This is a genomic window from Pseudomonas sp. D3 (assembly GCF_029320995.1).
Lineage (GTDB): Bacteria > Pseudomonadota > Gammaproteobacteria > Pseudomonadales > Pseudomonadaceae > Aquipseudomonas > Aquipseudomonas paraveronii.
Genome location: NZ_CP119772.1, coordinates 3,874,705 through 3,888,198, shown reverse-complemented (window position 1 = coordinate 3,888,198; position 13,494 = coordinate 3,874,705). Strand labels below are relative to the sequence as shown.

General features: G+C 60.8%; 10 protein-coding genes and 1 pseudogene. 5 read left to right on the top strand and 6 right to left on the bottom strand.

Translation table 11 applies throughout. The annotated features are described in order from the left end of the window. The 5 genes from P3S72_RS17625 to gloB form a co-directional block, all read right to left on the bottom strand. On the bottom strand, positions 1–1,074 hold the full coding sequence (locus tag P3S72_RS17625; RefSeq protein ID WP_276193345.1) for a microcin C ABC transporter permease YejB: 1,074 nt from the start codon (positions 1,072–1,074) through the stop codon (positions 1–3). Next, complete coding sequence (locus tag P3S72_RS17620) at positions 1,075–2,907, bottom strand: extracellular solute-binding protein (RefSeq protein ID WP_276193343.1); 1,833 nt, start codon at positions 2,905–2,907, stop codon at positions 1,075–1,077. Then, complete coding sequence (locus tag P3S72_RS17615) at positions 2,904–4,733, bottom strand: extracellular solute-binding protein (protein ID WP_276193341.1); 1,830 nt, start codon at positions 4,731–4,733, stop codon at positions 2,904–2,906. The genes P3S72_RS17620 and P3S72_RS17615 overlap by 4 nt, the downstream gene beginning before the upstream one ends. 211 nt (positions 4,734–4,944) lie before the next feature. After that, positions 4,945–6,357, bottom strand: a complete 1,413-nt coding sequence (locus P3S72_RS17610; protein ID WP_276193340.1) for a lytic transglycosylase domain-containing protein — start codon at positions 6,355–6,357, stop codon at positions 4,945–4,947. 99 nt (positions 6,358–6,456) lie between these two features. Beyond that, positions 6,457–7,224: a hydroxyacylglutathione hydrolase gene (gene gloB, locus P3S72_RS17605; RefSeq protein ID WP_276193338.1), complete on the bottom strand. Its 768-nt coding sequence runs from the start codon at positions 7,222–7,224 to the stop codon at positions 6,457–6,459. Between the two features lie 65 nt (positions 7,225–7,289). On the opposite strand from gloB, the gene P3S72_RS17600 reads away from it, so the two are divergent. The 5 genes and pseudogenes from P3S72_RS17600 (at position 7,290) to P3S72_RS17580 (ending at position 12,446) form a co-directional block, all read left to right on the top strand. Further along, entirely contained in the window at positions 7,290–8,048 is a 759-nt protein-coding gene (locus P3S72_RS17600) for a methyltransferase domain-containing protein (protein ID WP_247399351.1), read from the top strand. An 87-nt stretch (positions 8,049–8,135) separates the two neighbouring features. Next, positions 8,136–8,588 carry a ribonuclease HI gene (rnhA, locus tag P3S72_RS17595; protein ID WP_069075857.1) on the top strand — a complete coding sequence of 151 codons (453 nt, stop codon included), beginning with the start codon at positions 8,136–8,138 and terminating at the stop codon, positions 8,586–8,588. A 70-nt stretch (positions 8,589–8,658) separates the two neighbouring features. Beyond that, positions 8,659–9,399: a DNA polymerase III subunit epsilon gene (gene dnaQ, locus P3S72_RS17590; protein ID WP_247399390.1), complete on the top strand. Its 741-nt coding sequence runs from the start codon at positions 8,659–8,661 to the stop codon at positions 9,397–9,399. Between the two features lie 201 nt (positions 9,400–9,600). Next, positions 9,601–11,856: pseudogene (locus P3S72_RS17585) on the top strand (Orn/Lys/Arg decarboxylase N-terminal domain-containing protein). Positions 11,857–11,876: 20 nt separating this feature from the next. Next, positions 11,877–12,446 (top strand): GNAT family N-acetyltransferase, encoded by a 570-nt coding sequence (locus P3S72_RS17580; protein WP_276197948.1) that lies wholly within the window; start codon positions 11,877–11,879, stop codon positions 12,444–12,446. 5 nt (positions 12,447–12,451) lie between these two features. Here P3S72_RS17580 and P3S72_RS17575 read toward each other — a convergent pair whose 3' ends face one another. Next, positions 12,452–13,345 carry a LysR substrate-binding domain-containing protein gene (locus P3S72_RS17575; RefSeq protein ID WP_276193337.1) on the bottom strand — a complete coding sequence of 298 codons (894 nt, stop codon included), beginning with the start codon at positions 13,343–13,345 and terminating at the stop codon, positions 12,452–12,454. Positions 13,346–13,494 lie beyond the last annotated feature (149 nt).

Here is a 13,494-nt window from a genome sequence, read left to right as displayed (position 1 = left end):
TCAATGCTCCCGGCTGGCGAAGTCGATACGCGGATCGACCAGGGTGTAGGTGAGGTCACCGATCAGCTTCACCACCAAGCCGAGCAGGGTGAAGATAAACAGCGTGCCGAACACCACCGGGTAATCGCGGTTGATCGCCGCTTCAAAGCTCATCAGGCCGAGGCCGTCGAGGGAGAAGATCACTTCCACCAGCAAGGACCCGGTGAAGAAAATCCCGATGAACGCCGAGGGGAAACCGGCGATCACCAGCAGCATGGCGTTGCGGAACACGTGGCCGTAGAGCACGCGGTGGTTGGTCAGGCCCTTGGCCTTGGCGGTGACCACGTACTGCTTGTTGATCTCGTCGAGAAAGCTGTTTTTGGTCAGCAGCGTCATGGTCGCGAAGTTGCCGATCACCAGCGCGGTGATGGGCAAGGCCAGGTGCCAGAAGTAGTCGAGGATCTTGCCGCCCCAGCTCAATTCATCGAAATTGTTGGAGGTCAGCCCGCGCAAGGGGAACCAGTCGAAATAACTGCCACCGGCAAACACCACGATCAGCAGGATCGCGAACAGGAACGCCGGGATCGCGTAGCCGACGATGATCGCCGAGCTGGTCCATACGTCGAAGTGGCTGCCGTGTCGCGTGGCCTTGGCGATCCCCAGCGGGATCGAGATCAGGTACATGATCAGCGTGCTCCACAACCCGAGGGAGATTGACACCGGCATCTTTTCCTTGATCAGGTCGATGACCTTGGCGTCACGAAAGAAGCTGTTGCCAAAATCCAGGCGGGCGTAGTTCTTGACCATGATCCACAAGCGTTCCGGTGCCGACTTGTCGAAACCGTACATGGTTTCGATTTCCTTGATCAGCGCCGGGTCCAGGCCTTGGGCGCCACGGTAGCTGGAACCCGCCACCGCGACTTCGGCACCGCCGCCGGCAATGCGGCTGGTGGCGCCTTCGAAGCCTTCGAGTTTGGCGATCATCTGCTCCACCGGGCCGCCCGGGGCGGCCTGGATGATGATGAAGTTGATCAGCAGAATCCCGAACAGCGTGGGGATGATCAGCAATAGGCGGCGAACAATATAGGCCAGCATTTAATCGCCTCCGCTCGCCGGGTCGGCGCTCGTGTCTAGGGTGATGGCAGGTTTCACGTCGGGTTTCGCCCACCAAGTGGCGGTGCCGACGTCATAGCGCGGTGGCACCTTCGGATGGCCGAGGTGGTCCCAGTACGCCACGCGGAAGGTCTTGATGTGCCAGTTGGGGATCACGTAGTAGCCAAATTGCAGCACGCGATCCAGGGCCTTGGCATGGGCGACCAGGCTTTGGCGTGAGTCGGCGTCGATCAGTTCCTCTACCAGTTGGTCGACGGCCGGGTCCTTGAGGCCCATGTAGTTGCGGCTGCCGGGTTTATCGGCGCTGGAGGATTTCCAGAATTCGCGTTGTTCGTTACCCGGCGAGGTGGACTGCGGGAAGCTGCCCACCAGCATGTCGAAATCCCGCGAGCGCAGGCGGTTGACGAATTGTGAGACGTCGACCCGGCGGATCACCAGGTCGATACCCAGGTCCGCCAGGTTGCGTTTGAAGGGCAGCAGGATGCGTTCGAACTCGGTCTGCGCCAGCAGGAATTCGATGGTCACCGGTTTGCCGGTGGCGTCGACCATCTTGTCGTCGACGATGCGCCAGCCGGCTTCCTGCAACAGTTGGTAGGCCTCGCGCTGCTGGGTGCGGATCATGCCGCTGCCGTCGGTTCTGGACGGCGCAAAGGCCTGGGTAAAGACTTCGGCGGGGATCTTGTCGCGCAGCGGTTCGAGGATGGCCAACTCGTCCGGGCCGGGCAGGCCGGTGGCGGCCATCTCCGAGTTCTCGAAGTAGCTGCGGGTGCGGGTGTAGGCGCCGTTGAACAACTGCTTGTTGCTCCACTCGAAGTCCAGCAACAGGCTGATGGCCTTGCGCACGCGCACGTCCTGGAACATCGGCTTGCGCGTGTTGAACACGAAACCCTGCATGCCGGTGGGGTTGCCGTTGGGGAGCTCTTCCTTGACCAGGCGCCCTTCGGCCACCGCCGGAATGTTATAGGCGTTGGCCCAGTTCTTCGCGCTGAATTCCAGCCAGTAGTCGAACTGCCCCGCCTTCAACGCTTCCAGGGATACAGTGCTGTCACGGTAATAGTCGGTGATGCGCTGATCGAAGTTGTAGAAGCCTTGGGTGATCGGCAGGTCCTTGGCCCAGTAATCCTTGACCCGCTCGTAGCGAATCATGCGCCCGGCCTTGACCTCGGCCACCTTGTACGGCCCGCTGCCCAGCGGTATTTCCAGGTTGCCCTTGGTAAAGTCGCGAGTGGCCCACCAATGCTTGGGTAATACCGGCAGTTGCCCAAGGATCAGCGGCAATTCGCGGTTGTTGGTGCGCTTGAACTTGAACAGCACTCGCTGCGGGTCTTCGGCCACCACTTCGTCAACGTCGGCGTAGTAGGTGCGGTAGAGCGGCGAACCTTCCTTCATCAGCGTCTGGAAGGTAAACACCACGTCTTCGGCCTGGATCGGCTGGCCATCGTGGAAGCGTGCTTCGGGGCGCAGGTAGAAGCGTACCCAACTGTTGTCCGGGGCTTTTTCGATTTTGCCGGCCACCAGGCCGTATTCGGTGATGGGTTCGTCCAGGCTCTGCATGGCCAGGGTGTCGTAGATCAGGCTGATATTGTCCGCCGGCACGCCCTTGCTGATGTAGGGATTGAGACTGTCGAAACCGCCCATGCTCGACTCGCGAAAGGTGCCGCCCTTGGGGGCGTTGGGGTTGACGTAGTCGAAGTGCTTGAAATTGGCGGGGTACTTGGGCGGCTCGTTGTAGAGGGTCAGCGCATGTTGCGGGGCGGCGTGGGCCGCCGTGCATAGCAACAGACTGCCGAGCAGTGCAGTACGCAAAGACATCATTGGGCTTTCTCCGAAGCTTTCAGCCACCATGCGCTCAGGCCCAGGCTGTAGGGCGGCGTGGTGACAAAGGCGAACCGGTTGCGGTACGCCAAGCGATGATAGTTGAGGTACCAGTTGGGAATGCTGTAATGCTGCCACAGCAGGACCCGGTCCAGGGCCCGGCCGGCCGCCAGTTGTTCGTCGCGGGTCTGTGCCGACAGCAGTTGTTCGAGCAGGCGGTCGACCACCGGATTGGCGATGCCTGCGTAGTTCTTGCTGCCCTTGATCGCCGCCTGGCTGGAGTGGAAGTACTGCCACTGCTCAAGGCCGGGGCTGAGGGTTTGGTTGAGGGTCATCAGGATCATGTCGAAGTCGAACTGATCGAGGCGCTGTTTGTATTGCGCCCGGTCGACTGTGCGCAGGTGCGCGTCGATGCCGATACTGTTCAGGTTTTCCACATAGGGCTGCAGGATGCGCTCCAGGTTCGGGTTGACCAGCAGGATTTCGAAGCGCAGCGGTTGCCCGTCCTTGTTGAGCAGGCGTTGCCCGGACAGCTTCCAGCCACCTTCGCCGAGCAGGGCCAGGGCGCGGCGCAGGGTCTCGCGGGGTATGCCGTGCCCGTCGGTCTGGGGCAGGCTGAACGGTTGGGTGTAGAGATTGGCCGGCAGTTGGTCGCGGTAGGGCGAGAGCATCAACCATTCATGGCCGACCGGGACGCCGGTCGCCGAAAATTCGCTGTTGGGGTAATAGCTCAAGGTGCGTTTATAGGCGCCGCTGAACAGGGTGCGGTTGGTCCATTCAAAGTCGAACATCAGCCCCAGGGCTTCGCGCACCTTGGCTTGGCTGAAGGTCGGGCGCCGGGTGTTCATGAACAGGCCCTGGCTTTGGGTCGGGATCTGGTGGGCGATCTGCGCCTTGATCACATCGCCGCGGTTGATCGCCGGGAAGTTGTAGCCATTCGCCCAATTTTTGGCCTGGTGCTCGATATAGATATCGAACTCGCCGGCCTTGAAGGCTTCGAAGGCGACGTCGCTGTCGCGGTAGAACTCCACTTCGACCTTGTCGTAATTATAGAAACCCTGGTTGACCGGCAGATTCTTGCCCCAATAGTCCTTGACCCGCTCGAACACCAATTGTCTGCCCGGCGTCACTTTGCTGAGGCGATAGGGCCCGCTGCCCAGCGGTGGTTCGAAGGTGGTGGCCTTGAAATCGCGGTTTTTCCAGTAGTGCTGGGGCAGCACCGGCAGTTCGCCCAGGCGCAGGATCAGCAACGGGTTGCCGGCGCGCTTGAATACAAAACGGATACGGTGGCGGTTGAGGATGTCGACCCGCGCCACTTCCTGCAGGTTGGTGCGGTATTGCGGATGACCTTCGGTCAGCAGGGTGCGATAGGAAAACGCCACGTCATAGGCAGTGATCGGCTTGCCATCGTGAAAGCGGGCTTCCGGGCGCAGGTTGAACACCACCCAACTGCGGTCCTCGCTGTACTCCACCGACTGGGCAATCAGCCCGTAGCTGGAGGTCGGCTCATCGCCGGACGGCGCGTACTGGCCGGTGCCGACCATCAAAGGTTCGTTCAGCTCATTGACGCCGTATTGCAGGAAGTTCGGCGTGGAAACCGGGCTTGAGCCCTTGAAGGTATAGGGGTTGAGGGTGTCGAACGTGCCAAACGCCATGACCCGCAACGTCCCGCCTTTCGGCGCTGCAGGGTTTACCCAATCGAAGTGGGTGAATTTGGCCGGGTACTTGAGGGTGCCGAACTGCGCATAACCGTGGCTCTCGGTAATCGTCGCGTTCGCAGCAAAGCTCAAGGCCAGACTTATTAGTAGAAGGAGGGGACGCGTCAAGTCAGAGATCCGATCCAGGCAGCTTGGGCTTTATGATCGGTACAGTAACAGCTTGTTCCGGTTGGAAAAAGCCAGTTGGAATGATGGCGATCCTATGTGGGAGGGGGCTTGCTCCCGATGGCGGTGCGTCAGTCAGCTTATGTACCGACTGATGCTCCGCCATCGGGAGCAAGCCCCCTCCCACAATTGGCGCTCCAGTGTTCTTGCGGTGTCAGCGTGGCCCGGAAACCACGAGCATCTGCCCCGGCTTGAGCGCCATGCCAGTGCGTGGGTTCCAGCGCTTGAGATGTTGCATCTCAACGTTGAAACGCTTGGCGACGATATACAGCGAGTCGCCTTTCTTGACCTTGTACTGCACCGGTTTCTTGCTGTCGGCCTTGGCCACCAGCTTGCGCGTGTCCTGCATCACCAGGGTCTGGCCGACCTTGAGCGCCTGGCCGTTGAGCTTGTTCCAGCGCTGCAGGTCATGCACGTCGACCTTGTTGGCCTTGGCGATCAGCGTCAGGTTGTCGCCGTTGCGCACCTTGTAGTTGCGGGTACGGCCAGCCACGGACTGGGTCTCGACTTCGTCGAATACCGGCTTTTTCGGGCGCATTGCCAGCAATTCTTCAGGCTTCATCGCCGAAAGGCTGCTGGTCAACAGTTGTGCTTTGGAGCTGGGCACGAGCAAATGCTGGGGACCGTCCAGGGTGGTACGTTGTTTCAGCGCCGGATTGAGCTGGAACAGTTCGTCTTCGTCGATCTCGGCCAGTGCGGCGACCCGTGACAGGTCCATGCTTTGCTTGACTTCAACCACTTCGAAGTACGGCGTGTTGGCAATCGGGTTCAGGTTGACGCCGTAGGCCTCGGGGGCGAGCACCACCTGGGACAGCGCCAGGAACTTGGGCACGTAGTCCTTGGTTTCCTGGGGCAGGGGCAGGTTCCAGTAGTCGGTCGGCAGACCGAGCTTCTCGTTGCGCTCGATCGCCCGGCTTACCGTGCCTTCGCCGGCGTTATACGCGGCCAGGGCCAGCAGCCAGTCGCCGTTGAACATGTCATGCAGACGTGTCAGATAGTCCAGCGCGGCGGTGGTGGAAGCGGTGATATCGCGACGACCGTCGTAGGCGCGGGTCTGGCGCAGGTTGAAGTAGCGCCCGGTGGAGGGAATGAACTGCCACAAGCCGACCGCATCGCTGCGCGAATAGGCCATTGGGTTGTAGGCACTTTCAATCACTGGCAACAGCGCCAGTTCCAGGGGCATGTTGCGTTCTTCAAGGCGTTCGACGATGTAATGAATGTAGAGGCTGCCACGTTCGCCGGCGTTCTCCAGGAAGGACGGGTTGCTGGCGAACCACAGGCGCTGTTGCTCGATACGCGGGTTGACGCCGAGGCCGTCCTGCAATTGAAAGCCCCGACGCATGCGTTCCCAGACATCCTGGGGGGCTTCGGGGCTGGGCTTCTCTGAGAGCCAAATAGGTTTTTGCTTGATCTTGGCAGCAAGATTCGGTTTGGGTTGCACGGTGGATTGTGCAGCGAAATTTGTCGATTGGCAGCCCGCCAGAGTTGCGGAGACAGCCACCGCCACGGCTTGAGCCAGGCGGGTCAATGCGTCTGAATGATTGGATTTACGAGTAGATGACGACATTGGCTGGAAGTAAGTTCCGGGCAAAAATGTCGGGCGATTCTAGAAAGCGCTTTGGTTCCGGTCAACCATTCAGAAATTTCGTATCAGACGTGCGTCACGTTAGAACTTATCTTTCCAAGCCCTCAAGCTAGCAAATACCTCGGCTCCAGAGCGGTTGTCACGGCCATTCCGTTCGTCAGCTTTTTGTTTAACGGATGTTTCAGCGGTACGCAGGAACGGATTGGTGCGCTTTTCCAGGGCCAGGTTGGAAGGCAGCGTGATCTCGCCACGGGCGCGCAGTTGGTTGACGTTTTCCACCCGTTCGGCGATATCGGCGTTGTCTGGTTCCACCGCCTGGGCAAACCTGAGATTGCTCTGTGTGTATTCATGGGTGCAGTACACCAGGGTGTCGGCCGGCAGGGCGGCCAGGCGTTGCAGCGAGGTGTACATTTGCGCTGGCGTGCCTTCGAACAGGCGGCCGCAACCGGCGGCGAAGAGGGTGTCGCCGCAGAACAGCGCGCCCTGGTGATAGAAGGCAACATGGCCGAGGGTATGGCCGGGGACGGCGTACACGGCGAAGTCCCAGCCCAGCACCGTGATGCGGTCGTTGTCCTGCAGCGCGATGTCCCGTGCCGGGATCGTTTCGCTGGCCGGGCCGTAGACCTTGGCACCGGTCACACGTTTCAGTGCTTCGACGCCACCTACATGATCATGGTGATGGTGGGTGATGAGGATGTCGCTGAGCGTCCACTCCGGGTTCTGCTCGAGCCAGGCCAGCACGGGGGTGGCATCGCCGGGGTCGACCACGGCGCAGCGGCGGGTCTGGGGTTCCTGTAACAACCAGATGTAGTTATCGGTGAAGGCGGGCAGGGCACTGATCTGTATCATTCTTCGATTCGCCAAGCTGAACACATTGGTGCATCTTAGAACGTCTAGGCGAGTTGGAGAATGCAATGACTGATAAAGCGTTCGCCCAGGCCGATCCTGAATGGCTGGCCCTGATCAGCGCTGCCCGTGACTGGCTGTCCGGGCCGATCGGGCAATTTTTGCTGGATGAAGAACGGAGCATGCTCGAAGACGAGCTGGGCCGGTTCTTTGGCGGTTACCTGGTGCATTACGGTCCGTCGGCCCAGACGCCGCCGTCCGCGCCGCAGGTGCAGCGCAATGTGCGCCTGGGCGCGCCGTTGCCGGGGGTGGAGATCGTCTGCGAAGAGCAGGCCTGGCCGTTGAGCGAGCACGCTGCCGATGTGGTGGTGCTGCAGCATGGCCTGGATTTCTGCCTGTCACCCCACGGTTTGTTGCGCGAAGCTGCCAGCAGCGTGCGCCCAGGTGGCCATTTGCTGATTGTCGGCATCAACCCCTGGAGCAGTTGGGGCCTGCGCCATGTGTTCGCCCATGACGGCCTGCGCCAGGCCCGTTGCATCTCGCCTTCGCGGGTGGGGGACTGGCTGAACCTGCTGGGCTTCGCACTGGAGAAACGCCGCTTCGGATGCTATCGTCCGCCGCTGGCGTCGACCAAGTGGCAGGGCCGTCTGGCTGGCTGGGAGCGTCGGGCGGGGGCCTGGCAACTGTCGGGTGGCGGCTTCTATTTACTGGTTGCACGCAAGATCGTGGTCGGGCTGCGGCCGGTGCGTCAGGTGCTACGCCAGCCCATGGGCAAGCTGGTGCCGATGCCGATGGCCAAGGTCAACCGCAAGCAAAGCGAACCGTAAAACCCTCTTTTTGATTTCAGGCCGAATCATTCGGCCTCGGGATGCTGTCGGCCTATGCCCGGCGACCCGTTTTGATGGATGCAACCGATGACCGATAGCGTTGAACTCTTCACCGATGGCGCCTGCAAAGGCAACCCTGGCCCAGGCGGCTGGGGCGCCTTGCTGGTGTGCAAGGGCGTGGAGAAGGAACTATGGGGCGGCGAAGCCAACACCACCAACAACCGCATGGAGCTGATGGGCGCCATTCGCGGCCTGGAAGAGCTCAAGCGGCGTTGCGACGTGCTGCTGGTGACCGACTCGCAATACGTGATGAAGGGCATCAACGAGTGGATGGTCAACTGGAAGAAGCGCGGCTGGAAGACGGCGGCCAAGGAGCCGGTCAAGAACGCCGACCTGTGGCAACTGCTCGATGAGCAATGCAATCGCCATAACATCACCTGGAAATGGGTGCGCGGGCACATTGGCCACCACGGCAACGAGCGCGCCGACCAATTGGCCAACCGTGGCGTCGACGAAGTGCGGGGCTACAAGCAGAGCTGATGTCGGCTGACGTGTTAAGATTGCGCCTCTTGAAATACACCACACCGTTGAGAGCTGAACCCTGATGGCCATCCGATCTGTTGTACTCGATACCGAAACCACCGGCATGCCGGTGACTGATGGCCACCGGATCATTGAAATCGGCTGCGTCGAATTGATGGGCCGTCGCCTCACCGGCCGTCACTTCCACGTCTACCTGCAACCGGACCGCGAAAGTGATGAGGGCGCCATCGGCGTCCACGGTATCACCGACGAATTCCTCAAAGGCAAGCCGCGCTTCGCTGAAGTCGCCGACGAGTTCTTCGAATTCATCAACGGCGCGCAGTTGATCATCCATAACGCGGCGTTCGACATCGGCTTCATCAATAACGAGTTTGCCCTGATGGGGCAGACGGATCGCGCGAATATTTCCCAGCACTGCTCGATCCTCGACACCTTGATGATGGCCCGTGAGCGTCACCCGGGCCAGCGCAACAGCCTGGATGCCTTGTGCAAACGCTACGGCGTCGACAACTCCGGCCGTGAGCTGCACGGCGCGTTGCTCGACTCCGAGATCCTGGCCGACGTTTACCTGACCATGACCGGCGGGCAGACCAGCCTGTCCCTGGCCGGCAACGCCTCCGACGGTGCCGGTTCGGCGGAAGGTTCGGGCAATCGCCCTTCGGAAATCCGTCGCCTGCCGGCTGATCGCAAACCGGCGCCGATCATCCGCGCCAGCGAGCAGGACCTGGCTGAGCATGCAGCGCGTCTGGAAGCGATTGCCAAATCGGCGGGTGCGCCGGCGTTGTGGACCCAACTGACCCAGCAATAATCTGGCGGAGCGCTGTCAAACAATGTGGGAGGGGGCTTGCTCCCGATAGCGGCGTGCCAGTTCGCATTGATGCCACTGATCCACCGCTATCGGGAGCAAGCCCCTCCCACATTGGTGAGTTGCTGCTTTCAAAATCTTCATTCGCCACATCCGCTTACAGCTTCTACCCTGAGTGCATCACCCTCAGGACTTAAAGCACTCATGTACAAAGACCTGAAGTTCCCCATCCTTATCGTGCATCGCGACATCAAGGCCGACACCGTTGCCGGCGACCGGGTCCGAGGTATCGCTCAAGAGCTGGAACAAGAGGGCTTCGGTATCTTTTCTGCGGTGGACTACGCCGAAGGCCGGCTGGTGGCCTCGACCCACCATGGCCTGGCGTGCATGTTGATCGCCGCCGAAGGCGCCGGGGAAAACACGCATCTGCTGCAAAACATGGTCGAACTGATCCGACTGGCGCGTCTGAGGGCGCCGAACCTGCCGATTTTCGCCTTGGGTGAACAAGTCACCCTGGAAAACGCCCCCGCCGATGCGATGAGCGAACTCAACCAACTGCGCGGCATTCTTTACCTGTTCGAAGACACTGTGCCGTTTCTTGCCAGGCAAGTTGCCCGCGCCGCACGCACTTACCTTGATGGCTTGTTGCCGCCCTTCTTCAAAGCCCTGGTGCAACACACCGCCGACTCCAATTACTCCTGGCACACGCCCGGCCACGGTGGTGGCGTGGCCTATCGCAAAAGCCCGGTGGGGCAGGCGTTTCATCAGTTTTTTGGGGAAAATACGCTGCGCTCTGACCTGTCCGTTTCTGTGCCGGAGTTGGGCTCGCTGCTCGATCACACCGGGCCGCTGGCCGAAGCAGAAGCGCGCGCCGCGCGGAATTTTGGCGCCGATCACACCTTCTTTGTAATCAATGGCACCTCGACCGCCAACAAGATCGTCTGGCACTCGATGGTCGGTCGTGATGACTTGGTGCTGGTCGACCGCAACTGCCACAAGTCGGTGCTGCACTCGATCATCATGACCGGCGCGATCCCGCTGTACCTGTGCCCGGAGCGCAATGAACTGGGCATCATCGGCCCGATTCCCCTCAGCGAATTCAGCCCCGCGTCGATTCGCGCCAAGATTGAGGCCAGCCCGCTGACCCGTGGCCGGCCGGCGAAAGTGAAGCTGGCGGTGGTCACCAACTCCACCTACGACGGCCTGTGTTACAACGCCGAGCTGATCAAGCAGCAATTGGGCAACAGTGTCGAGGTGCTGCACTTTGACGAAGCCTGGTACGCCTACGCGGCGTTCCACGAGTTCTTCGACGGGCGCTATGGCATGGGCACTTCACGCACGCCGGACAGCCCGTTGGTGTTTACCACGCATTCCACGCACAAGTTGCTGGCGGCGTTCAGCCAGGCCTCGATGATTCATGTGTAGGACGGCGGCGCGCGGCAGTTGGATCGCGATCGGTTCAACGAAGCGTTCATGATGCATATCTCCACCTCGCCGCAATACAGCATCATCGCCTCGCTGGACGTGGCTTCGGCGATGATGGAAGGCCCCGCGGGGCGCTCTCTTTTGCAGGAAATGTTCGACGAAGCCTTGAGCTTTCGCCGCGCCCTGGCCAACCTGCGCCAGCACATCGCCGCCGAGGATTGGTGGTTTTCCATCTGGCAGCCGCCGTCCGTGGCCGGCATCGACCGGGTCGTCACGGCGGATTGGCTGTTGCAGCCGCAGGATGACTGGCATGGCTTTGGTGACATAGTCGAAGATTACGTGCTACTGGACCCGATCAAAGTCACGTTGGTGATGCCCGGCCTCAATGCCGGCGGCGCGTTGAGCGACTGCGGGATTCCTGCTGCGGTGGTCAGCAAATTCCTCTGGGAGCGTGGTCTGGTGGTGGAAAAAACCGGGCTTTATTCGTTCCTCGTGTTGTTTTCCATGGGTATCACCAAGGGCAAATGGAGTACCTTGCTCACCGAGTTGCTGGAATTCAAGCGCAACTACGACGCCAACGTCAGCCTCGCCAGTTGCTTGCCCTCGGTATTCGCCCAGGGCCCGGCGCGCTATCAAGGGCTGGGGCTGCGCGACCTGTGCGATCAATTGCATAGCTGCTACGGTAGCAACGCCACCGCCAAACACCTCAAACGCATGTACACCGTTTTGCCCGAAATTGCGATGAAACCGGCCGACGCCTATGACCAATTGGTCAGGGGGGAAGTGGAGGCGGTGCCCATCGATGCCTTGCCAGGGCGCATCGCCGCCGTGATGCTGGTGCCTTATCCGCCGGGCATTCCGTTGATCATGCCGGGCGAGCGCTTTACCGAGGCAACGCGTTCGATCATCGACTACCTGGCGTTTGCCCGCACGTTCGATAGCAGTTTCCCCGGTTTTGTCGCGGATGTTCATGGGTTGCAACACGAAGATGACGGCAGTGGTCGTTGTTACACCGTCGATTGCATTAAGGGTTAAGGATGTTTATGCAAGCTGTAATGAACCCGAAGTATCCAGGGCTCAGTGTGCGGGTCGCCGACGAGGGCTTTGACGCTTACGTGTGGGGCAATGATTTCAGTTTTGAGGTCAGCGCCTATGGCGTGCCGGAGATGGGCAAGCGGGTCGAACAGTGGCCCGTGGAGCGCATCCTGCCCTATCGTAAGTGCTACGGCATCGACCCGGAGGAGTTCGCCAGTTTTCGCGACGCGCCCGACAGCGCGATCTTCATGGCCTTTCTAGACGATCGAGCGGTCGGGCATGTTGTGGTGAGTACCAATTGGAACGGCTTCGCGCACGTTGACGAGCTGGCCGTGGCGTTGCCCGCGCGGCGTCATGGCGTGGCCAAGGCGCTGTTGGACGTGGCGCAGTTCTGGAGTCGCAAGAAAAACCTGCCAGGCATGATGCTGGAGACCCAGAACAACAACCTCGGCGCCTGCCGTCTGTATGAGCGTTGCGGGTATGTGATGGGCGGGATCGATCACCTGCGCTATCGCGGGATCGACCCGCAAACCCGCGAGGTGGCGATTTTCTGGTATCGCTTGTTCAAGACGGAAGTCGAAGCGGTCTGACGCGTTCAGCTCGCCAGCAGGCCTTCAGCTTTCTGCGTGACAATCTCCAGCAGCGCATTCAATGCCGGTGACGTCACGCCGTCCCTGAGGGTCAGCGCATACAGGCTGACCATGATCGGCGGCGATACCGGGCACGCGTCGAGCCCGGCCTCGCGGGCGCCGAACGCGGTGAACGGGTCGACAATCGCCAAACCTTCACCGGCCTCCACCATGCTGCGCATCATCTGGTAGGTCTGCACCCGCGTCTGCACCACCGGCAACGGGCGCAGGGCTTGCAGCTTGGCGTCGAGCAGGCGACTGAGCGGGTCTTGGCCCTCCAGCCCGATCATCGACTGCCCGGCCAGGTCCTGCAGGGCGATGTACTTCTGCTTGGGTTTGAGCCAGCCATGGGGCGCGAGCAATTGCAGTTTGCCCTGGGCCAATATGCTGCTTTGGATTTGCGGATGTTCGGGGTCGTGCAGGCTCAGGCCCACGTCGGCCTCGTGCAGCAACAGGCTCCTGACGATCTCGCGGGTCGGCTGGCTCGACAGGTTGCACGGCGTGTCCTGGAAGCGTCGGCGCAGCACGGCGATGCTGTGTGGCAGCAGTTGATTGGCCAGGGGCGGCGTACACAGGGCACGCAGGGTCGGCGCGTGATGGTGTTTCAGGCGGCTGGCCAAGCGTTGCACCGGCTCCAGCGCTTCATACACATGCGCGATTTGCGCCTGCAACTCCAGGGTTTCCCGGGTCGGTTGCAAGCGTCCGCGCACGCTGGCGAACAACATAAAACCCAATTGCTGCTCGGCGTCCTTGAGCGCCGCGTCCACATCGCCCACGGGGAGTTGCAACCATTCGGCGGCCGTGCCGAGGTGTCCGGTCTGCAAGATGGCCTGAATCACTTCGATATGACGTAAACGCATGGCCGGAGTCTAGGGTCAGCAGGGCCGGGATTCAATGGCTTGGGGAAAAACAACGGGAGCGTTGATTTGCGTCGACGAACGTTGGTCTTGCGCAACTGCAACAAGCAGGGCATATAACGAGCGTATCAACCGAGGAACAAGGGGGGCTC

Excerpts from the sequence above, each read along its gene's own strand:
- P3S72_RS17625 (WP_276193345.1), bottom strand. The coding sequence starts at position 1,074 with ATGCTGGCCTATATTGTTCGCCGCCTATTGCTGATCATCCCCACGCTG.
- P3S72_RS17620 (WP_276193343.1), bottom strand. The coding sequence starts at position 2,907 with ATGATGTCTTTGCGTACTGCACTGCTCGGCAGTCTGTTGCTATGCACG.
- P3S72_RS17610 (WP_276193340.1), bottom strand. The coding sequence starts at position 6,357 with ATGTCGTCATCTACTCGTAAATCCAATCATTCAGACGCATTGACCCGC.
- gloB (WP_276193338.1), bottom strand. The coding sequence starts at position 7,224 with ATGATACAGATCAGTGCCCTGCCCGCCTTCACCGATAACTACATCTGG.
- P3S72_RS17600 (WP_247399351.1), top strand. The coding sequence starts at position 7,290 with ATGACTGATAAAGCGTTCGCCCAGGCCGATCCTGAATGGCTGGCCCTG.
- rnhA (WP_069075857.1), top strand. The coding sequence starts at position 8,136 with ATGACCGATAGCGTTGAACTCTTCACCGATGGCGCCTGCAAAGGCAAC.
- P3S72_RS17580 (WP_276197948.1), top strand. The coding sequence starts at position 11,877 with ATGAACCCGAAGTATCCAGGGCTCAGTGTGCGGGTCGCCGACGAGGGC.
- P3S72_RS17575 (WP_276193337.1), bottom strand. The coding sequence starts at position 13,345 with ATGCGTTTACGTCATATCGAAGTGATTCAGGCCATCTTGCAGACCGGA.